This window comes from Yersinia massiliensis CCUG 53443 (genome assembly GCF_000312485.1).
GTDB classification, from domain to species: domain Bacteria; phylum Pseudomonadota; class Gammaproteobacteria; order Enterobacterales; family Enterobacteriaceae; genus Yersinia; species Yersinia massiliensis.
The window spans coordinates 1-20,373 of the sequence record NZ_HE997645.1 but is presented as its reverse complement, the minus strand read 5'-3'; the positions used below and the strand labels follow the sequence as shown (position 1 = coordinate 20,373).

The following is a 20,373-nucleotide window of genomic DNA, read 5'->3' as shown; positions in this document are numbered from 1 at the left end:
CATGCCTTCAATTCGACTGGCTGATTTAGCCCAGCAGTTGGATGCACAGGTGCACGGTGATGGCGATATCGTCATCACCGGCATCGCTTCTATGCATTCTGCCCAACCTGAGCAAATCACGTTTTTGTCAAATAGCCGTTATCAGGAACAACTCGCCACTTGTCATGCAGGTGCTGTGGTGTTAACTGAGGCTGACTTACCTTTTTGTAAATCTGCGGCGCTTGTGGTTAAGAATCCCTATTTAACCTATGCACGTATGGCGCAAATAATGGATACCACACCTCAACCGGCGCAAGATATTGCTCCGAGTGCGGTGATTTCTTCACAGGCAACGCTGGGAGAGAACGTCTCTGTCGGCGCAAATGCAGTGATAGAATCAGGTGTTGTGCTGGGCGATAACGTTGTTATCGGTGCTGGCTGCTTTATTGGTAAAGATACTCACATTGGCGCTGGTAGCCGTTTGTGGGCCAATGTTTCCGTTTATCATGAAGTTGTGATTGGGCAAAATTGCCTGATTCAGTCCGGTACGGTCATTGGTGCAGATGGTTTTGGCTATGCAAATGATCGTGGTAACTGGATAAAAATCCCGCAACTTGGTTCTGTGCATATTGGTGACCGTGTAGAGATTGGTGCCTGTACAACGATTGACCGTGGTGCGTTAGATAATACGATAATTGGTAACGGCGTCATCATTGATAACCAATGTCAGATTGCACATAACGTTGTGATTGGCGACAATACCGCAGTTGCGGGTGGTGTTATCATGGCTGGCAGCCTGAAAATTGGCCGTTATTGCATGATAGGTGGAGCCAGTGTGATCAATGGTCACATGGAGATTTGTGACAAAGTCACTGTGACTGGAATGGGAATGGTGATGCGTCCAATCACTGAACCTGGGTTATACTCCTCCGGTATTCCGCTACAACCGAATAAAGTTTGGCGCAAGACAGCTGCTTTAGTGATGAATATTGATGGGATTAATAAGCGATTAAAAGCTATTGAACGTAAAATCGATAAAGAATAATCACTCAAGCCAGACACTCTGAGCAAATAATTAAGCTATTGGCAGTTGATGCCAAAAGTAGATACCCACAGAAATGGATATTGCAGGCTGGTTGTAAGCGAATGAATCCTGAGACTTTCTCACGTGAATGTTTAAAGTGAGTGCTTGGGTATAAAAGTAGCGCCAGCTCCAGCAGTTTCAAATATGAAGGGTATACAGAGTTCCTAATTTGCGGCCTGCCTAATGCCTCCCTTTTGGGGCAGTGCAGGCCGTGTTGTTGATAGCATCAGTTTTTTAGACAGGAAGAGTATTTTGACTACTGACACTCATACTCTGCATATTGAAGAGATTTTGGATCTACTCCCGCACCGTTTTCCGTTCTTGCTGGTAGATCGTGTCCTTGATTTTGAGGAAGGAAAATTTCTGCGTGCAGTGAAGAACGTCTCTTTCAACGAGCCATTTTTCCAAGGCCACTTTCCGGGCAAACCTATTTTCCCAGGCGTGCTGATTTTAGAAGCGATGGCGCAGGCTACAGGGATTTTGGCGTTTAAGAGCCGTGGTAAGCTTGAACCTGGCGAGCTTTATTATTTTGCTGGTATTGATGAAGCCCGCTTCAAGCGTCCGGTTGTTCCTGGTGATCAAATGATCATGGAAGTTGAGTTTGTCAAAGAACGTCGTGGTTTGACTCGTTTTACCGGTGTTGCCAAAGTCGATGGTGAGATTGTTTGTACGGCTACCATGATGTGTGCTCGTAGCAAACCCGCGACACCGCCAGCAGAACCTGTAGTTGCAAAGGAGTCCTGATACGTGATTGACAAAACGGCCGTTATCCATCCAAGTTCTATCGTCGAAGAAGGCGCTGTTATTGGCGCAGGCGTTCGTATTGGCCCCTTCTGCTTTGTCGGATCCCAGGTGGAAATCGGCGCTGGCACGGAACTGAAATCCCATGTCGTCGTTAATGGAATAACAAAAATCGGCTGCGATAATCAGATTTACCAATTTGCTTCTATTGGTGAAGCAAATCAGGATCTGAAATATGCAGGTGAGCCAACTCGAGTCGAGATCGGTGATCGTAACCGTATCCGTGAAAGCGTTTCTATCCATCGTGGCACAGTGCAAGGTGGGGAATTGACGAAAGTAGGCAGCGATAATTTACTGATGATCAATGCCCATATTGCCCATGACTGTATTATCGGCAATCGTTGCATTCTTGCGAATAATGCAACGCTGGGTGGTCATGTGGAAATTGACGATTATGCCATTATCGGTGGTATGACTGCCATTCACCAATTCTGCGTGATCGGTGCGCATGTTATGGTGGGTGGTTGTTCTGGCGTTGCTCAAGACGTGCCTCCGTTTGTCATTGCACAAGGTAACCACGCGACACCGTTCGGTATCAATATCGAAGGGCTGAAACGTCGTGGTTTCGACAAAGAATCGCTTCATGCTATCCGCAATGCATACAAGTTACTGTATCGCAGTGGTAGAACGTTAGATGAAGTGAAACCTGAAATTGCTGAATTGGCGGAGCAATATCCAGCCGTTCAAGCATTTAGTGATTTCTTTGCTCGTTCGACTCGCGGCATTATTCGCTGATCTATGCAAATTAGCCCATTAGCTGTTGATCGTCCATTAAGTGGCGAACGTCCTTTAACGATAGGTTTAGTCGCTGGAGAAACATCTGGCGACATCTTAGGTGCCGGATTAATTCGTGCGCTGAAAGCTCAGGTGCCTAATGCTCGCTTTGTTGGCGTTGCGGGGCCTCTGATGCAAGCTGAAGGATGTGAAGCTTGGTTTGAGATGGAAGAATTGGCAGTGATGGGCGTTGTTGAAGTACTAGAACGCTTGCCACGGTTGCTGAAAATCCGAAAAGAGCTAACTCAACGTTTTAGTGAGTTAGCTCCTGATGTTTTTGTGGGCATTGATGCGCCTGATTTTAATATCACCCTAGAAGGGCGCTTGAAGCAACGTGGTATTCGTACCATTCATTATGTCAGTCCATCAGTATGGGCTTGGCGACAAAAACGTGTTTTCAAAATAGGTAAAGCGACTGATATGGTGCTCGCTTTTCTTCCTTTTGAAAAAGCGTTTTACGATCGTTTTAATGTTCCTTGCCGCTTTATTGGTCATACCATGGCCGACGCCATGCCATTAACCCCAGATAAGTCAGCAGCAAGAGCTGAATTAGGCATTGCGTCAAACGTGCCTTGTTTAGCTTTACTACCAGGAAGCCGCCACTCAGAAGTTGAAATGCTCAGTGGTGATTTTCTGCGTACCGCTGTCCTCCTGAAGCAGCAACTGCCTGAACTGGAAGTCTTGGTGCCTCTGGTCAATAGTAAGCGACGCGAACAATTTGAACGTATCAAAGCTGAGGTTGCTCCTGATCTATCGGTACATTTACTGGACGGTAATGCTCGTGCGGCAATGATAGCCAGCGATGCGACGCTGTTGGCATCCGGTACTGCTGCATTAGAATGTATGTTGGCAAAATGCCCAATGGTCGTCGGTTATCGTATGAAACCGTTCACTTTCTGGTTGGCTGAACGTCTAGTCAAAACCCCCTATGTATCATTACCAAACTTGTTAGCAGGGGAAGAGTTGGTGACGGAATTGCTGCAACAAGAATGTCAGCCGCAAGAATTGGCTGATGCATTGTTGCCGTTGTTGCAAGGCGGTGAAGTGGTTGAAGAATTAAAAGCGCGTTTTCTGATTTTGCATCAGAGTATTCGCTGTGGTGCCGATGAGCAGGCAGCGCAAGCAGTCATGGAGTTAGCTGGACGATGACGGAAATATTTATCTACCCGCAGGCAAATCTCATTGCCGGTGTGGACGAAGTCGGCCGTGGCCCCCTTGTTGGCGCAGTTGTCACGGCTGCTGTGATTCTTGACCCAAAACGGCCTATCATTGGGCTGGCTGATTCGAAAAAATTGAGTGAAAAGCGTCGCTTATCACTGTATGACGAAATTACCGAAAAGGCCCTATCATGGAGCCTTGGTCGTGCTGAACCAGAAGAGATAGACCAACTGAATATATTGCATGCTACGATGCTGGCGATGCAAAGAGCGGTTGCGGGGCTGCATATCGCACCTGATTATGTCTTGATTGATGGGAATCGCTGCCCGAAATTGGCTATGCCATCGTTAGCTGTGGTGAAAGGTGATAGCCGAGTAGCTGAAATTAGCGCAGCTTCGATTCTGGCTAAAGTGACCCGAGATCGTGAAATGACCGAGTTAGATCAGGTCTTTCCTGAATATGGTTTTGCGCAGCACAAAGGTTATCCAACCGCTGTCCATCTGGAAAAATTGTCTGCCTTCGGTGCGACAAAACATCATCGCCGTAGTTTTGGCCCAGTTAAACGTGTGCTGGGTTTGGTGTAAAGCGCAACTTAATATTCATTGCATTTGGATATGATTTCTCAGCAATGAATTGCTGATGGCATGATTCCATCCACTAATTTTGAGTATCCTCGATATGGCCGAGCCTCGTTTTATCCACCTTCGTGTTCACAGTGACTATTCCATGATTGATGGATTAGCTAAGATTGGACCTTTGGTGAAAAGAGCTGCAGCATTAGGCATGCCCGCTCTGGCCATCACTGATTTTACTAACCTCTGTGGCTTGGTGAAATTCTACGGTAGCGCGCATGGTGCTGGCATTAAGCCCATTATCGGTGCAGATTTTTACGTACAGAGTGATCTGCTGGGGGATGAATTAGCTCATATCACTGTACTGGCACGTAATAACGAAGGTTATCAAAACCTGACTCTGCTGATCTCCGAAGCTTATCAACGAGGTTATGGTGCCGCTGGTCCTATTATTGACCGTGATTGGTTGATCAAGCACAGAGACGGATTGATCCTGCTTTCTGGTGGCCGGATGGGGGATGTTGGCAAGTTTATTTTGCGTGGAAATCAAGCTCAGGTTGATCAATGCTTGGCGTTTTATCAAGAACATTTCCCTGACAGTTATTATCTAGAATTGATTCGCACCGGTCGTCCAGATGAAGAAAACTATCTGCATGCCGCTGTCGCATTAGCGACTGAACGGGGTCTGCCAGTCGTGGCGACCAATGATGTGCGCTTTATCGATGAATCAGATTTTGACGCACATGAGATTCGCGTTGCCATTCATGATGGCTTTACATTGGTCGATCCTAAGCGCCCCAAAAATTATAGCCCTCAGCAATTTATGCGCAACGAAGAGCAGATGTGTGAGCTGTTCGTGGATATTCCTGAGGCACTGATCAACAGTGTAGAAATCGCTAAACGTTGTAATGTGACCATCCGTCTTGGGGAGTATTTCTTACCACAGTTCCCAACGGGTGAGATGAGTACAGAAGATTTTCTGGTTGAAAAGTCCAAACAAGGTTTAGAAGAACGGTTGGAGTTCTTATTTCCCGATCCGGAAGTTCGGGCGCAAAAGCGCCCTGAATATGATGAGCGTTTGGATATTGAACTAAAAGTTATCAACCAGATGGGTTTTCCCGGCTACTTCTTGATCGTCATGGAGTTCATCCAGTGGTCCAAAGATAATGGCGTACCAGTAGGGCCAGGGCGAGGCTCAGGTGCGGGTTCACTCGTTGCCTATGCGCTAAAAATTACCGACCTTGACCCGCTGGAATTTGACTTACTGTTCGAACGTTTTCTTAATCCAGAACGTGTTTCTATGCCCGACTTCGACGTTGACTTCTGCATGGAGAAACGCGATCTGGTGATTGAACATGTTGCGGACATGTATGGTCGTGATGCGGTTTCCCAGATCATTACCTTTGGTACGATGGCGGCCAAAGCGGTTATCCGCGATGTGGGCCGTGTTCTGGGCCATCCCTATGGTTTTGTCGATCGAATATCCAAATTAGTCCCGCCAGACCCTGGTATGACGCTGGAAAAAGCTTTCGCCGCTGAACCTCAACTGCCTGAAATCTATGAGGCAGATGAAGAGGTTAGAGCGCTGATTGATATGGCGCGTAAGCTGGAAGGGGTCACTCGTAACGCCGGTAAACATGCTGGTGGCGTAGTTATTGCGCCGACTAAAATTACCGATTTCGCCCCGCTTTATTGCGATGCTGAAGGTAATAACCCCGTTACCCAGTTTGATAAAAATGATGTGGAATACGCTGGGCTGGTGAAGTTCGACTTCCTTGGTTTGCGAACACTCACTATCATCAACTGGGCATTAGAGATGATTAATGCTCGGCGCGCCAAAACGGGATTAGAGCCCATTGATATCGCTTCTATTCCGCTGGAAGATAAAAAAAGCTTCGATATGCTGCAACGTTCAGAAACGACAGCCGTATTCCAGCTTGAATCCAGAGGCATGAAAGATCTTATTAAGCGGCTGAAACCTGACTGCTTCGAAGACATGATCGCACTGGTGGCCTTGTTCCGGCCTGGCCCATTGCAATCGGGGATGGTAGATAACTTTATCGACCGTAAGCATGGCCGTGAAGCAATCTCTTATCCGGATATTGAATGGCAGCATGAATCCCTGAAGCCCGTGCTTGAACCGACCTACGGCATTATCCTGTATCAAGAACAGGTCATGCAGATTGCTCAGGTTCTGTCTGGTTACTCACTCGGTGGCGCAGATATGCTTCGCCGTGCGATGGGTAAAAAGAATCCGGCGGAGATGGCTAAACAGCGCTCTGTATTTGAAGATGGTGCAAAAGAGCAGGGTGTGAACGGTGAGCTGGCCATTAAAATCTTTGACTTAGTAGAGAAATTTGCCGGTTATGGTTTTAACAAATCTCACTCTGCAGCTTATGCTTTAGTTTCCTACCAAACGCTTTGGCTGAAAGCGCATTTTCCGGCTGAATTTATGGCGGCTGTCATGACCGCTGATATGGATAATACCGATAAAGTGGTGGGCTTGGTTGATGAATGTTGGCGTATGGGGCTGAAAATTCTGCCTCCTGACATCAACAGCGGGTTATATCATTTCCATGTCAATGATGAAGGCGAAATCGTTTACGGTATCGGTGCTATCAAAGGCGTAGGCGAAGGACCCATTGAGGCTATGCTGGAAGCCCGTAAAGAGGGGGGGCACTTCAAAGAACTCTTTGATTTGTGTGCCAGAGTTGATACCAAAAAGCTCAATCGTCGAATTTTAGAAAAACTGATTATGTCCGGTGCGTTCGACCGTTTGGGGCCGCACCGTGCTGCACTGATGAGTTCGTTGGGAGAAGCCTTAAAAGCGGCTGACCAGCATGCCAAGGCCGAAGCCATTGGTCAGGCAGATATGTTCGGGGTACTGGCTGATGCACCTGAGCAGGTTGAGCAATCTTATGCTAATGTGCCGCCGTGGCAGGAACAAATTGTCTTGGACGGTGAACGGGAAACGTTGGGGCTGTATCTAACGGGTCACCCGATTACCCAATATTTAAAGGAAATAGAACGTTATGCCGGTGGGCAGCGTTTGAAAGATATGCATCCGACGGATCGGGGCAAAATGACCACAGCAGTGGGGTTGGTTATCGCTGCTAGGGTGATGTTAACCAAGCGCGGGAATAGAATTGGTATTTGTACGTTAGATGACCGTTCTGGGCGTCTAGAGGTGATGTTATTCACCGATGCGTTGGAAAAATATCAGCATTTATTGGAAAAAGACCGTATCCTGATAGCCACTGGACAGGTCAGCTTTGATGACTTTAGCGGTGGACTTAAAATGACTGCCCGTGAGTTAATGGACATCAGTGAAGCTCGTGAAAAATATGCCCGTGGGCTTGCTATATCGCTGACTGACAGGCAAATTGATGACCAGCTTTTGAACCGTCTCCGTCAATCGTTGGAACCCCATCGAGCGGGGACGATCCCAGTGCATCTTTATTACCAACGGGAAGATGCTCGCGCTCGGCTACGGTTTGGAGCCACATGGCGCGTGACGCCCACCGATCGCTTATTGATAGATTTGCGAACGCTGGTAGGTAATGAGCAGGTGGAACTGGAATTTGACTAAAATAGGAATGCTATGAGTCTTAATTTTCTTGATTTTGAACAGCCGATTGCAGAGCTGGAAGCGAAAATTGACTCGCTGACTGCAGTCAGCCGTCAAGACGAAAAATTAGATATTAATCTGGATGAAGAGGTCCAGCGTCTACGTGAGAAAAGCCTTGAGCTGACGCGGAAAATTTTCTCGGACCTTGGCGCATGGCAGATTGCCCAACTGGCCCGCCATCCGCGTCGTCCTTATACCCTGGATTATATCGCTAATATCTTTACTGATTTCGAAGAACTGGCCGGTGATCGCGCTTATGCTGATGATAAAGCCATCGTAGGCGGGCTTGCTCGTCTGGATGGCCGCCCAGTGATGGTCATTGGTCATCAAAAAGGTCGCGAAACCAAAGAGAAGATCCGTCGTAACTTTGGGATGCCAGCGCCGGAAGGCTATCGTAAGGCACTGCGTTTGATGGAAATGGCTGAGCGCTTTAAGCTGCCAATTATTACCTTCATTGACACCCCAGGAGCCTATCCGGGCGTGGGAGCAGAAGAACGAGGCCAATCCGAAGCTATCGCACGTAACTTACGCGAGATGTCACGCCTGAATGTACCTATCGTGTGTACCGTTATCGGTGAAGGTGGTTCTGGCGGTGCATTAGCCATCGGTGTTGGCGATAAAGTGAATATGCTGCAATACAGCACTTATTCAGTTATCTCCCCAGAAGGTTGCGCATCCATTTTGTGGAAAAGCGCCGACAAAGCCCCGTTAGCTGCCGAAGCGATGGGTATTACTGCGCATCGTTTGAAAGAGCTGAAAATGATTGACTCAGTCATTCCTGAGCCTTTAGGTGGTGCACACCGTGATTATTTAGCGATTGCCGCTTCATTGAAAGCACAACTGCTGGCAGATCTTAGTGATCTAGATGTACTGAATGAAGAAGAGCTACTGAATCGTCGTTATCAGCGTTTGATGAACTACGGCTATTGCTGATTTTATTCATTCGGTAATGTCATCGTAGTTGGAAAATCCGGAGCTGGCCTCCGGATTTTTTTATCAAGCTAAGTAAAATCACCTACGCGAGTTGATCATTAAGTCGGAGTGGCACATGCTGGCAATTCGTCAGATTCACCATATCGCAATTATTGGCTCAGATTATCAGGTCAGCAAAAAATTCTACTGTGAAGTGCTGGGCTTCAGTCTGATGAGCGAGGTTTATCGTGAAGAACGTGATTCGTGGAAAGCGGATCTCGCCCTAAAGGGTCACTACACCATCGAATTATTCTCATTCCCTAAATCCGCACCTCGTCCAAGTCGTCCGGAAGCCTGCGGCTTGCGACATTTGGCTTTTCAGGTTGATGACATTGAACTGGCGGTCAGTGAATTAGAGGCTGGTGGCGTTATTTGCGAAGCGATACGCATTGACCCTTATACTCAATCACGTTTTACTTTTTTTAATGATCCAGATGGCTTACCGCTGGAACTCTATGAGTTGATGCCGGAATAACATGAACGCTGCCCCTGCTACACCAAATGTTTTACTTAACCCTGTGTTCGCTCAGTTGGGGAAGCATCGTCAGTTTTTGGTAGGATTCAGTGGCGGTTTGGATTCCAGCGTATTGCTGCATTTATTGGTCTGTATACGCGACCAACTTATTCCTGAGCTGAAAATACGTGCTATACACATCCATCATGGCTTAAATCCGTTAGCAGATGAGTGGGTAAAGCATTGCCAGCAGCAATGTGATCAATGGCAAATTCCGCTCGTCGTGGTACGAGTGAACATTGATCCCCGCCATAATGGTATCGAAGCAGCCGCCAGAACAGCACGCTATCAAGCATTTTCTTCTCATTTGGCGTCTGATGAAGTATTACTCACGGCTCAGCATTTGGATGATCAATGTGAAACATTTTTGCTCGCGCTTAAACGGGGGAGTGGTCCTGCGGGACTATCAGCAATGGCCGCTCAGATGCCTTTCGCTCATAGCCAGTTACTGCGACCTTTACTGGGCTTTTCGCGCCAAATACTCGAAAGTTATGCTCGAGTGCATCTACTGCAGTGGATTGAAGATGACAGCAATCAGGACGATCGCTTCGACCGCAATTTCCTGAGGTTAAATGTCTTGCCGTTGCTCAATCAGCGCTGGCCGCATTTTGCTCAAGCGACGGCACGTAGCGCGAGTTTATGTGCTGAACAGGAACAGCTACTGGACGAACTGCTTGCAGATAATCTGCAACAACTGAAAACGCCCCATGGTGCGATATCGATTGAAGGGCTATCGCAGGCCTCAGAAGCAAAACGGTCAGCGTTATTGCGCCGTTGGCTTGCAGGACAGGGAGCCGCAATGCCATCGTATAGCCAATTGCAACGCTTGTGGCTGGAGGTTGCTATGGCTAGGCAGGATGCAGAACCACAGTTAACGCTCGGTGCTTACCAGGTTCGTCGGTTCCGGCAATATCTGTATTTTGTACCGATGCTAGATGAGATTAATGTGCAGCATTTGCCTTGGACGATAGTTCAAGATACAGATGTACCGCCAGAACCGTTGGCCTTACCTGCTAATTTGGGCGTTTTGAGCTTTGTATCCAGTGGCGGCCAAGCCATTAGAACGCCAACTGTCGGCGATGAAGTCAGTATCGGTTTTGGACTACGCGGGGACATCAAAATTGTTGGGCGACATCATTCACGCCCTGGCAAGAAGATATGGCAGGAGCTGGGTGTTCCGCCATGGCAGCGGGAGCGTATACCATTACTCTATTTCGGTGAACAATTGATTGCTGCCGCTGGCGTCTTTGTGACTCAGGCCGGCCAAGCGAAAGAAGGTGAGAGCTGTTGGTACCTGAATTGGGCTAATGGGGAATTAAAATAAATAATAAGTACGACGTACGGTGCAGGACGGTGGCAAACCAGAGTCATCTAGCAACCTGCAATTTGAAGGATATTGAGTGAGGAGCAATGATGAAATTAGTCGTCAGTACGTTAGTGTTACTGGGATTGTGCAGTTTTTCAGTACTCGCCAAAAATGACATCGAAGCCGGGCGAGCAAAGTCTGCCAGTTGTGTGGCATGCCATGGTATGAATGGCAAAGTATCAGTGCCAATGTACCCCAATTTAGCGGGTCAAAATGCCTTGTATTTGGAGCAATCCTTAGCGGCATATAAAAAAGGTGGGCGTACAGGGGGGCAAGCTGAAGTGATGCGTGCTTATGTCGCTAATTTATCTGACGAGGATTTCTCTGATCTGGCCGCTTACTATGCCAGTCTAAAACCATAACCAGCCAGTCTAAAGCCATAACGGTCTGGAACTGAGGGCGGCTGAAACATTAGGGCCGCTTTTCAGCGGCCCATATAAAGCGAGGGAATTATGAGGCACTTACCACGACAGTCCCAATTTCGGGGTGACTGAAACTGGCGATATGGTCTAGACGTAACTCGCGCATAGCGCCGTCTTGTTCAACAATCAGGTACTCGACCTTTTTTCTCAGCAGCAGATCGCTAGCTTTACCCTCTACGATCTCACCGCCTCTCAACTTCAACGTCAGTATCAGGTGATGTTGGCAGGCGAGCTCCAGATTATCGTAGTCATCACAATTGATGGGTTGATACTCTTCACTCATCGACATAATCGCTCACCAATAAGTTAGCGGCGGCAAAGGCCGCCTGTTCCCTAACGGAGGACGGGAGTGCGTCGTTAGCCGCAACTTCGTCCAATGCTTTCAATACACAACGCAGGGCGTCTGGTACGTAACCAAGATCACCACTTCCTATTTCGGCATAAAAACGGCGTACTAATTCACAGTATTGCTGCACAGTAATCCTCCTGGAAAAGTTTAACCCAGTAGATTCTCAGTGGATACGCCACACCGTCAACCTACGAAGATAAACTCTGAACTTATAAGGACTATAGCACAGGAGTGATGGAGATATTAGAGTGCTATATAAGGTTTATTTCTTGTATTGATACCATTAATAGCTCTCTTTACGCATGGTTGGCTGGCTGCTGGCAGACCTGATCAAGTACACTGTGCGTCAGATATTTAAGAGGTCACTCATGGCACTAAAAGCAACCATCCATAAAGCTGTTGTTAATATCGCGGATATGGATCGTAATTTTTTTCAGGATGTTAACCTGACGATAGCGCAACACCCTTCTGAAACCGACCAGCGCATGATGTTACGCTTGTTGGCATGGATTTGTCATGCTGACGAGCGTTTGCAATTTACCAAAGGGCTGAGTGCTGATGATGAGCCAGAGATCTGGCGTCACAATGATCATAATGGCATCGAGCTTTGGGTAGAGTTAGGGCTTCCAGAAGAAAAACGGCTACGAAAAGCCTGCAATCAATCGCAGCAAGTTGTTTTGTACGCTTATAGTGAACGGGCAGCTAAAGTGTGGTGGCCACAAGTCCAGGAGAAGTTATCAGGGCACCGCAATCTTAAAGTGCGTTTCCTCGATGACGAACAGATGGCAAAGTTGGCTGCGTTGTCTAATCGAAATATGTCATTGCAAGCTACGCTGCAAGAAGGGACTATCTGGCTATCAGATGATGAGAATAGTCTGGAAATTAGTTTTGCTGAATGGCAAAGCAATGGACAATAAACGTGCTGATTATATCTAATAACGTTAGCTTACCCGACAGTGAGATTGAATTGACCGCGATTCGATCGCAGGGGGCGGGTGGCCAGCATGTTAACAAAACCTCAACTGCTATTCATTTGCGCTTTGACATCAAGGCATCAAGCCTGCCAGAGTATTATAAAGAAAAGTTATTATTACTTAATAGTCATTTGATGACGGCTGACGGCATCGTCATTATTAAAGCGCAGGAATACCGTAGCCAAGATATGAATCGTGAGGCAGCTTTAGCGCGGTTGGTGGCATTAATTCGTCAGGCGATGGTGGTGGAAAAGTCCCGCCGCGCGACGAAACCCACCAAAGGCTCAAAAATTAGACGAGTTGAAGGCAAAGTCCGCAAAGGCGCAATAAAAGCACTGCGCGGTAAAATACATCAGGCATGATGCTAAAAAGGCTTCAAATCTTATTATCGAACACAGTACGGGAGAATAACTGTGAATAAATTAGCAATTTCGCTGTTTGTGGCAGTAGGTGCGCTGTCACTATTCGGTTGCAACAATCGGCATCAGCCGGTTGAGCAGGCACTACAACCGATGCAGCAAAGTTATCAGGGTGTATTACCCTGTGCAGATTGTAGTGGATTGGATACCTCACTTTTTCTTGATAGCGATGGTACGTTTATCCTGAAAGAGGTTTATCTTGGCAGCAAAGACGGTGATCAGTCCTTTGCTGAGTATGGTAAGTGGGCGCGTACTGCGGATAAATTAGTCTTAACTAACGGGCGGGGAGATAAGCGTTATTTCCGACCTGTCGGTAAGAATCTGGTTATGCTCGATCAGCAAGGTTTACCTATCCAATCGAAGTTGAATTATCAATTGGCGCCGAGCGATCAAGCTACACCTAAAACCCCGATGCCATTAAGTGGTATGTATAAATATTTTGCAGATGCAGCGGTTTTCACGGATTGCGCGACGGGAAAAACATTCCCAGTAGAGAATAATATTGCGTTGGAAAAGGGATATTTGAAGGCTCGTAAAAATGCAGGCGAACCTGTATTCCTGACGCTTAATGGTCATTTTGATATTCGGCCTTCGATGGAAGAAGGGCAGTTGGATAAAATGCTGATTCCGGCAGGTGATGATATTCAGTTTAATGCGAATAAAAACTGTGACAGCCAATAAAGTACGTTAATTAATGATAAAAAAAGCCACTGGTTAACCAGTGGCCTTATCAGCAAAATCCCTAACTTAGCGTTTGATCTGGCTCAGTAAGAAATCAATGATTTCGCTGGTTTTGATCATTTGCTTCTCACCTGCACGGCGATGTTTGTATTCCACTTCTTCGCTATCGAGGTTGCGATCGCCAATCACAATATTGTGTGGCACACCAATCAATTCCATATCGGCAAACATCACACCCGGACGCTCTTTGCGATCGTCAAGAATAACGTCAATACCCTGAGAACGTAGCGTGGCATACAACTCTTCTGCGAGTTCTTTCACACGGAAAGATTTGTGCATATTCATTGGCAGAATGGCAACTTGGAAAGGTGCAATTGCATCCGGCCAAATAATGCCACGGTCGTCATAATTCTGTTCAATTGCTGCTGCAACCACACGAGAGACTCCGATACCGTAACATCCCATGGTCATCACTTGGTTACGACCATCTTCGCCTTGGACCGTTGCTTTCATTGCTTCTGAATACTTGGTCCCAAGTTGGAATATATGACCCACTTCGATCCCGCGTTTAATCTGCAGCGTCCCTTTACCGTCAGGACTGATATCGCCTTCAACGACATTACGCAAGTCAGCAATGTGTGGCAGCGGTAAATCACGCTCCCAGTTAATGCCGAAGTAATGTTTGTCATCGATATTGGCACCAGCACCAAAATCACTCATCACTGCCACACAGCGGTCAACGACAATCGGCAGTGGTAAGTTAACTGGGCCCAGTGAACCAGGACCTGCGCCGAGTGCAGCACGAATTTCTTCTTCGGTGGCGAATGTCAGTGGCTTGGCAACTTGTGGTAATTTCTCAGCCTTGATTTCGTTTAATTCGTGGTCACCGCGAACCAGCAGCGCGACCAGCTTATGTCCACTCTCTTCATGAGCATGGACCAACAGGGTTTTCACTGTTTTCTCGATTGGCAGTTTGAACTGCTCGACCAATTCAGCGATGGTTTTTGCATTTGGCGTATCCACGATACGCAGTTCTTCCGATGCAGCTGCCCGTGGCTCTGTTGGCGCTAGTGCTTCAGCAAACTCAATATTTGCGGCGTAATCAGAATCGGTTGAGAAGACGATATCGTCTTCACCGCTTTCAGCGAGTACTTGGAATTCATGGGATGCACTGCCACCAATTGAGCCAGTATCTGCGAGTACAGCACGGAAATTCAGATCCATACGCTCAAAAATCTTACTGTAAGCGGTATACATCGCATCGTAAGTTTCTTGCAGCGATTCCTGAGTTGTATGGAAAGAATAGGCATCTTTCATCAGGAATTCACGAGCACGCATTACGCCAAAACGTGGGCGAACTTCATCACGGAACTTAGTCTGAATTTGGAAGAAATTCAGTGGCAGTTGTTTGTAGGAGTTGATCTCACCGCGAATCAGGTCAGTGATCACTTCTTCATGAGTCGGGCCGAGTACGAAAGGACGTTCACCGCGATCGACAAAACGTAATAACTCAGGGCCATATTGCTCCCAACGACCACTTTCCTGCCACAAGTCGGCTGGTTGCACGACAGGCATAGAAACTTCGATAGCACCGGCGTTGTTCATCTCTTCACGCACGATATTTTCGACTTTCTTCAACACCCGTACACCGGTCGGTAACCAGGTATAAAGACCTGATGCCAGTTTACGAATCATCCCAGCACGGAGCATGAGTTGATGGCTGATCACTTCAGCATCAGCAGGTGTCTCCTTAAGAGTGGAGAGCAAATATTGGCTAGTACGCATGATGTTTTGGTTCCATTAGCACTGCAAGTTAGAGGCAGCCAAAAAAGTAAAAAGTGGTTTAGTTTACCAGTGAGAACGGGATGTCAAAAGAGAGCAGGGCAAATTTAACACGGGTCGATGGATAACACTTCTGTTTGCTGGTCAATAACCCGCCAACGCACGTTAAACTCCAGCAGTAGAACCGCATATTCTCGGCTTTCGCTATCTTCTTTTCGATAAGCAGGGCGTGGGTCTTGCGCTAGCACCTGAGTAAGGAAACGTCGTAGATTCGGATAGCGTTTTTGCTGCTGTGACAATTGGTGTTCAGCGGCCGTGGAGAAGTCAACCTGCATATTGGCATCAGGTGCCAATTGAGCAAAACCCGCTCGTGCTTGCGGTTGGCTCTCTGCAAAGGGCAAATAAGGTTTTATATCAATGACTGGCGTACCATCAACTAGATCTAGGCTCCCTAGTTCCAAAACCACCTCACTGCCTTGACAGCGCACACCTTTCAACTCAATCAAAGACATCCCAATAGGATTGGGCCGAAAAGTGGAGCGAGTAGCAAAGACGCCCATTCGGGCATTGCCTCCCAAACGAGGTGGTCGAACAGTGGGACGCCAGCCACCCTCCATGGTTTGATGGAAAACAAACATCACCCAAAGATGACTAAAATCAGATAGGCCACGCACAGCTTCAGGTTGGTTATAAGGCGCTAATAATTGCAACTCACCACCACCATCTTCAATCAGACCAGGTTGTCGCGGTACGGCAAACTTTTCTTTATAGGGTGAACGGATCACCCCGATCTGATTAAAGGAAAAAACACTCATTTTGATGAAACACTCAGCGCAGAACCTTGGCACACAGCTTGTTGATAGCAGCCAGGAACACCGCTTTGAATTTCGCATTCATGTAGCAAGACTGCATTGGCCTTCATGTAAGAAGCGCGGGTCTGCATTCTTTTACGGGCAGTCGCGATACTGGGTGGAGAGTCCTGAACTGTCGATTGACATGATTCACCAGACACTTCGCCTAAATCACGAAAAGGCTTACCAACAAGCTCTTCTGCACTTTTATAGAGTTTTACTGGCGCAGGACGAGGGGCGACCGTTGGACTGGTTTTAGTCACTGGCGGTGGTTGTTTTACCGGAGTTTCTGTGATGGATGGCTTTGATTGAAACATGGAGCATCCAGTTAGCGAAAGGGCCAACAGGCACAGAGGTAACGCGCGCATAGAAATTCCTCAGCCTTTTTATTTAAGAGGCGCTATTGAAGCAATCTATTTTGCAAATAACAAGACGGGCCATAGCCCGTCTTGCAATATATTTCCTAAACACCGTATTTAGCCGGTGTTATATCCAGCAATGTAATCAATTATTGATTACCAACCTTTAACTGCACCGCCGTTAAAGGCTTTATCAGCGGCGTTATAAACTTCGTCAGACTGGTATGCTTGGACGAATTTCTTCACATTTTCCGCATCTTTATTATCTTCGCGAGCGACGATCAAATTAACATAAGGTGATTCTTTATCTTCCACAAACAGGCCATCTTTCGCTGGCGTCAGACCAATTTGGCTTGCATAGGTGGTATTGATAATCGCTAATGCGATCTGTTGGTCATCCAAAGAACGTGGCAACTGAGGTGCTTCCAGCTCAACTAACTTCAGATTTTTAGGGTTCTCAACCACATCCAGTACGGTTGGCAGCAAGCCGACACCGTCTTTCAGTTTAATCAGACCCACTTTTTCCAGTAGTAACAGCGAACGGCCTAAGTTAGTTGGATCGTTTGGCAATGCAACTTGAGAACCCGGTTGCAGTTCTTCCAATGATTTGATTTTTTTAGAGTAACCAGCAATTGGGTAGACGAATGAGTTACCGACTGAAACCAATTTGTAGCCACGGTCTTTGATTTGCTGATCCAAATAAGGTTTATGCTGGAAAGCGTTCAGGTCGATATCACCTTTACTCAGCGCTTCGTTTGGCAACACATAGTCGTTGAACGTCACCAACTCCACATCCAGACCGTATTTGTCTTTTGCGACTTTTTGTGCGACTTCAGCAACTTGTTGCTCAGCACCGACAATAACACCCACTTTGATGTGGTTTGGATCTTTTTCTGCTGGGCCGCAACCCACGAGAGCCAGAGTACCAATAAGTGCGCTGACTGCCGCGATAGATTTGAATTTTAAAGACATATCCCTTCCTCTATAGACCTTCGTTAAGGTGCGCCGCTGTGTGAGGCAGTCGCGATATAATGTATAGCGTGATAACTATTTGTGGGTGACGGCTTTTACTATCCGATCGCCACTGAACTGAATGAGATAAACCAGAATTACTAATAATACTAATACTGTATTCATTACAGTGGCGTTATAACCAATGTAACCATACTGGTAACCGATTTGGCCTAGACCACCGGCACCGACTGCTCCCCCCATGGCGGAATAGCCTACAAGGGTAATTAGGGTAATAGTGGCAGCATTAACCAGGCCCGGAAGGGCCTCTGGCAACAGCACCTTTTTAATAATTTGCATGGGTGTTGCACCCATTGCACGCGCCGCTTCAACCAGACCGGATGGGATCTCCAGTAACGCGTTTTCAACCATACGTGCAATAAATGGTGCGGCCCCAACAGTTAATGGCACAATCGCAGCCTGTAAACCAATGGAGGTTCCAACAATCATTCGGGTAAATGGAATCATCCATACCAATAAGATGATAAAAGGTATGGAGCGGAAGACATTCACTACCCCAGAAAGGCTGCGGTAAATCTTATTATTGGCGATAATTTGCCCTGGGCGGGTGACATACAGCAGAACCCCGACCGGCAATCCTAAAACAAAGCCAAAGAAACCAGACACAAAAGTCATCATCAGAGTTTCCCAGACGCCTCGGCCCATTAACCACATCATTGCCTCAGACATAACCTAGAACCTCTACTTTTACATGATGATCTTGCAAAAACTTGATGGCAGCGAGACCATCTTGATTATCGCCATGCAGCTCCGCCAACATGACGCCAAATTTAACGCCACCGGCATAGTCCATTTGCGAACTCAGGATACCGATATCTATGTTGAAACGGCGAACGGCTTGTGAAATCAACGGCGCATCGACAGATTTACCGGTAAATTCCAATTTCAGCAATGGCACACGGTCGGTAGATGGCTCTTGGGTCATTCGCTGGGCGTAATCCTCTGGAATATCTAAATGTAGCGTTGATTGAATGAATTGTTGAGCCAACGGCGTTTTTGGATGAGAGAACACTTCGCTCACACTGTCTTTTTCAATCAATTTACCGTCACTGATAACGGCAACCTGATCACAAATGCGTTTCACAACGTCCATTTCATGGGTGATCAGTAAAATAGTCAGGCCCAAACGGCGGTTAATGTCTTTCAGTAATTCCAGAATTGAGCGAGTCGTTGCTGGGTCCAGTGCGCTGGTGGCCTCATCACACAACAGTACTTTTGGGTTGCTAGCCAGTGCACGAGCGATAGCGACACGCTGCTTTTGGCCGCCCGAAAGGTTGGCGGGATAGGCATCTTGCTTATCGGCCAAGCCCACTAAATCTAATAATTCGGTAACTCTCTTCTTTATATCTGCGCGTGGTGTGTTGTCCAATTCGAGTGGCAACGCGATATTGCCATACACGGTACGAGATGAAAGCAGATTAAAATGTTGAAAAATCATGCCGATTTGGCGGCGAGCGCGTGTCAGTTGGCCTTCAGATAAAGCAGTAAGATCTTGCCCATCGACCAGAACTTGCCCGCTAGTAGGGCGTTCTAACATATTGGCGCACCGAATTAGCGTACTTTTACCGGCACCCGAAGCACCAATAACGCCATAAATTTGTCCAGCGGGGACGTGTAGACTCACGTCTGAAAGCGCGGTAATCGTGCGCGAACCCTGCTGGAACACTTTGCTGATGTGAGAAAGTTTAATCATATTATTCTTATTTTATCGTTATTTCCGTGGCTAGATAAAAAGTAAACTTCAGCAGAACCAAAGTATGGATTGGATGTTAAGGCGTCTAGACGGCTAAGTCAACTGGCAACACTGATTCTCTTCCATTCTCAATCGGTAATGAAACATGCGATACTAGCGGGGTTTACAGCCTTCAGGAGCATATAAGTGACTCAGCCCGTTCCCGCAATATTTTTAGATCGTGATGGCACAATTAATGTCGACCACGGTTATGTTCACGAAATAGATAATTTTCAATTTATAGACGGTGTAATAGATGCCTGTCGTGAATTGAAAGAAATGGGTTTTGCCTTGGTCTTAGTCACCAATCAATCGGGCATTGCTCGCGGTATGTTTACCGAAGCGCAATTTTTAAGCCTCACCGAGTGGATGGATTGGTCCCTTGCTGACCGTGGTGTTGATTTGGATGGTATCTATTTCTGCCCTCACCACCCCGATGGCAGTGTCGCAGAGTTCAGTGAAATATGTGAATGCCGCAAGCCATTGCCGGGCATGTTACTGCAAGCGCAGAATGAAATGAACATCGATATGGCTGCTTCTTATATGGTTGGTGACAAAATTGAAGATATGCAGGCAGCATTAGCAGCAAATATTGGTACTAAAGTGTTGGTGCGCACAGGTAAGCCTGTTACCGCAGAAGGCGAAGCGGCGGCAGATTGGGTGCTTAATAGCCTAGCGGACCTGCCAAAAGCGATAAAAATGCGGCACAAATAATCATTGTGTATAAATAATCAGCAAACGAAATAATCTTTAATATAAACCCTTGCCATTCTGAAGCGGCTCCCTATAATGCGCATCCATCGAGACGGTGCTGTGAGCAACTTCACAAAGTAGCCGAGTCGGTCAGAGTAAATTAAGTGATTGACTCTGTGGCGGGAAAGCGTATTATCTGCCTCCCGCGTTACCGTCAGATTGACCGCAAGA

23 protein-coding genes are annotated in these 20,373 nt (G+C 47.0%); 14 read left to right on the top strand and 9 right to left on the bottom strand.

Annotated elements, in window-relative coordinates:
* The first annotated feature begins 1 nt into the window (after nucleotide 1).
* The 10 genes from lpxD to BN68_RS12650 all read left to right on the top strand — a co-directional run bounded on the left by lpxD (nucleotide 2) and on the right by BN68_RS12650 (nucleotide 11,210).
* Nucleotides 2-1,024: a UDP-3-O-(3-hydroxymyristoyl)glucosamine N-acyltransferase gene (lpxD, locus tag BN68_RS12695; protein ID WP_019211535.1), complete on the top strand. Its 1,023-nt coding sequence runs from the start codon at nucleotides 2-4 to the stop codon at nucleotides 1,022-1,024.
* A 291-nt stretch (nucleotides 1,025-1,315) separates the two neighbouring features.
* The gene (fabZ, locus tag BN68_RS12690) at nucleotides 1,316-1,807 is read left to right on the top strand and encodes a 3-hydroxyacyl-ACP dehydratase FabZ (protein ID WP_004874503.1); all 492 of its coding nucleotides are present in this window, start codon (nucleotides 1,316-1,318) and stop codon (nucleotides 1,805-1,807) included.
* Nucleotides 1,808-1,810: 3 nt separating this feature from the next.
* Nucleotides 1,811-2,599 carry an acyl-ACP--UDP-N-acetylglucosamine O-acyltransferase gene (lpxA, locus tag BN68_RS12685; RefSeq protein ID WP_019211534.1) on the top strand — a complete coding sequence of 263 codons (789 nt, stop codon included), beginning with the start codon at nucleotides 1,811-1,813 and terminating at the stop codon, nucleotides 2,597-2,599.
* Nucleotides 2,600-2,602: 3 nt separating this feature from the next.
* Nucleotides 2,603-3,787, top strand: coding sequence for a lipid-A-disaccharide synthase (gene lpxB, locus BN68_RS12680; protein ID WP_019211533.1), 1,185 nt, complete (start codon nucleotides 2,603-2,605; stop codon nucleotides 3,785-3,787).
* Nucleotides 3,784-4,380, top strand: a complete 597-nt coding sequence (rnhB, locus tag BN68_RS12675) for a ribonuclease HII (RefSeq protein ID WP_019211532.1) — start codon at nucleotides 3,784-3,786, stop codon at nucleotides 4,378-4,380. The genes lpxB and rnhB overlap by 4 nt, the downstream gene beginning before the upstream one ends.
* Nucleotides 4,381-4,474: 94 nt before the next feature.
* A complete protein-coding gene (gene dnaE / locus BN68_RS12670; protein ID WP_042806746.1) occupies nucleotides 4,475-7,957 on the top strand; it encodes a DNA polymerase III subunit alpha in 3,483 nt (1,160 codons plus the stop codon).
* Between the two features lie 12 nt (nucleotides 7,958-7,969).
* Nucleotides 7,970-8,929 (top strand): acetyl-CoA carboxylase carboxyl transferase subunit alpha, encoded by a 960-nt coding sequence (gene accA, locus BN68_RS12665; RefSeq protein WP_019211531.1) that lies wholly within the window; start codon nucleotides 7,970-7,972, stop codon nucleotides 8,927-8,929.
* Between the two features lie 115 nt (nucleotides 8,930-9,044).
* Nucleotides 9,045-9,443 (top strand): VOC family protein, encoded by a 399-nt coding sequence (locus BN68_RS12660; protein WP_019211530.1) that lies wholly within the window; start codon nucleotides 9,045-9,047, stop codon nucleotides 9,441-9,443.
* 1 nt (nucleotide 9,444) lies between these two features.
* The gene (tilS, locus tag BN68_RS12655) at nucleotides 9,445-10,806 is read left to right on the top strand and encodes a tRNA lysidine(34) synthetase TilS (RefSeq protein ID WP_019211529.1); all 1,362 of its coding nucleotides are present in this window, start codon (nucleotides 9,445-9,447) and stop codon (nucleotides 10,804-10,806) included.
* A gap of 86 nt (nucleotides 10,807-10,892) precedes the next feature.
* Nucleotides 10,893-11,210 (top strand): c-type cytochrome, encoded by a 318-nt coding sequence (locus tag BN68_RS12650; protein WP_042806745.1) that lies wholly within the window; start codon nucleotides 10,893-10,895, stop codon nucleotides 11,208-11,210.
* Between the two features lie 88 nt (nucleotides 11,211-11,298).
* Here BN68_RS12650 and rof read toward each other — a convergent pair whose 3' ends face one another.
* Nucleotides 11,299-11,559, bottom strand: coding sequence for a Rho-binding antiterminator (gene rof, locus BN68_RS12645; protein ID WP_019211527.1), 261 nt, complete (start codon nucleotides 11,557-11,559; stop codon nucleotides 11,299-11,301).
* Nucleotides 11,546-11,746, bottom strand: a complete 201-nt coding sequence (locus BN68_RS12640) for a YaeP family protein (protein ID WP_019211526.1) — start codon at nucleotides 11,744-11,746, stop codon at nucleotides 11,546-11,548. The genes rof and BN68_RS12640 overlap by 14 nt, the downstream gene beginning before the upstream one ends.
* 241 nt (nucleotides 11,747-11,987) lie before the next feature.
* Here BN68_RS12640 and BN68_RS12635 point away from each other — a divergent pair, with 241 nt between their 5' ends.
* Genes BN68_RS12635 through nlpE form a run of 3 tightly spaced genes read left to right on the top strand, consistent with a single transcriptional unit; the run spans nucleotide 11,988 to nucleotide 13,693 of the window.
* Nucleotides 11,988-12,536 carry a YaeQ family protein gene (locus tag BN68_RS12635; protein WP_019211525.1) on the top strand — a complete coding sequence of 183 codons (549 nt, stop codon included), beginning with the start codon at nucleotides 11,988-11,990 and terminating at the stop codon, nucleotides 12,534-12,536.
* A 2-nt stretch (nucleotides 12,537-12,538) separates the two neighbouring features.
* Nucleotides 12,539-12,955 (top strand): alternative ribosome rescue aminoacyl-tRNA hydrolase ArfB, encoded by a 417-nt coding sequence (arfB, locus tag BN68_RS12630; protein WP_042806744.1) that lies wholly within the window; start codon nucleotides 12,539-12,541, stop codon nucleotides 12,953-12,955.
* Nucleotides 12,956-13,006: 51 nt separating this feature from the next.
* On the top strand, nucleotides 13,007-13,693 hold the full coding sequence (gene nlpE, locus BN68_RS12625; RefSeq protein ID WP_019211523.1) for an envelope stress response activation lipoprotein NlpE: 687 nt from the start codon (nucleotides 13,007-13,009) through the stop codon (nucleotides 13,691-13,693).
* Nucleotides 13,694-13,759: 66 nt separating this feature from the next.
* On the opposite strand, the gene proS is transcribed toward nlpE, so the two are convergent.
* From proS to metN, 6 genes are all read right to left on the bottom strand, one after another.
* A complete protein-coding gene (gene proS, locus BN68_RS12620) occupies nucleotides 13,760-15,478 on the bottom strand; it encodes a proline--tRNA ligase (RefSeq protein WP_019211522.1) in 1,719 nt (572 codons plus the stop codon).
* A gap of 104 nt (nucleotides 15,479-15,582) precedes the next feature.
* Nucleotides 15,583-16,290 (bottom strand): tRNA (N6-threonylcarbamoyladenosine(37)-N6)-methyltransferase TrmO, encoded by a 708-nt coding sequence (gene tsaA, locus BN68_RS12615; RefSeq protein WP_019211521.1) that lies wholly within the window; start codon nucleotides 16,288-16,290, stop codon nucleotides 15,583-15,585.
* Nucleotides 16,287-16,694 carry an Rcs stress response system protein RcsF gene (gene rcsF, locus BN68_RS12610; RefSeq protein ID WP_042806743.1) on the bottom strand — a complete coding sequence of 136 codons (408 nt, stop codon included), beginning with the start codon at nucleotides 16,692-16,694 and terminating at the stop codon, nucleotides 16,287-16,289. The genes tsaA and rcsF overlap by 4 nt, the downstream gene beginning before the upstream one ends.
* A 147-nt stretch (nucleotides 16,695-16,841) precedes the next feature.
* A complete protein-coding gene (locus BN68_RS12605) occupies nucleotides 16,842-17,657 on the bottom strand; it encodes a MetQ/NlpA family lipoprotein (protein ID WP_019211519.1) in 816 nt (271 codons plus the stop codon).
* Nucleotides 17,658-17,732: 75 nt separating this feature from the next.
* Nucleotides 17,733-18,386 carry a methionine ABC transporter permease MetI gene (locus tag BN68_RS12600; RefSeq protein ID WP_019211518.1) on the bottom strand — a complete coding sequence of 218 codons (654 nt, stop codon included), beginning with the start codon at nucleotides 18,384-18,386 and terminating at the stop codon, nucleotides 17,733-17,735.
* Entirely contained in the window at nucleotides 18,379-19,410 is a 1,032-nt protein-coding gene (metN, locus tag BN68_RS12595) for a methionine ABC transporter ATP-binding protein MetN (RefSeq protein ID WP_019211517.1), read from the bottom strand. Before metN ends, BN68_RS12600 begins: the two co-directional genes overlap by 8 nt.
* Before the next feature lie 186 nt (nucleotides 19,411-19,596).
* Between metN and gmhB the strand changes: the two genes are divergently transcribed.
* Nucleotides 19,597-20,163 carry a D-glycero-beta-D-manno-heptose 1,7-bisphosphate 7-phosphatase gene (gene gmhB, locus BN68_RS12590; RefSeq protein ID WP_019211516.1) on the top strand — a complete coding sequence of 189 codons (567 nt, stop codon included), beginning with the start codon at nucleotides 19,597-19,599 and terminating at the stop codon, nucleotides 20,161-20,163.
* A gap of 17 nt (nucleotides 20,164-20,180) precedes the next feature.
* On the opposite strand, the gene BN68_RS24345 is transcribed toward gmhB, so the two are convergent.
* Nucleotides 20,181-20,373, bottom strand: a 193-nt coding sequence (locus tag BN68_RS24345; RefSeq protein WP_231294036.1) for a hypothetical protein, incomplete at its 5' end; no start/stop codon positions are given.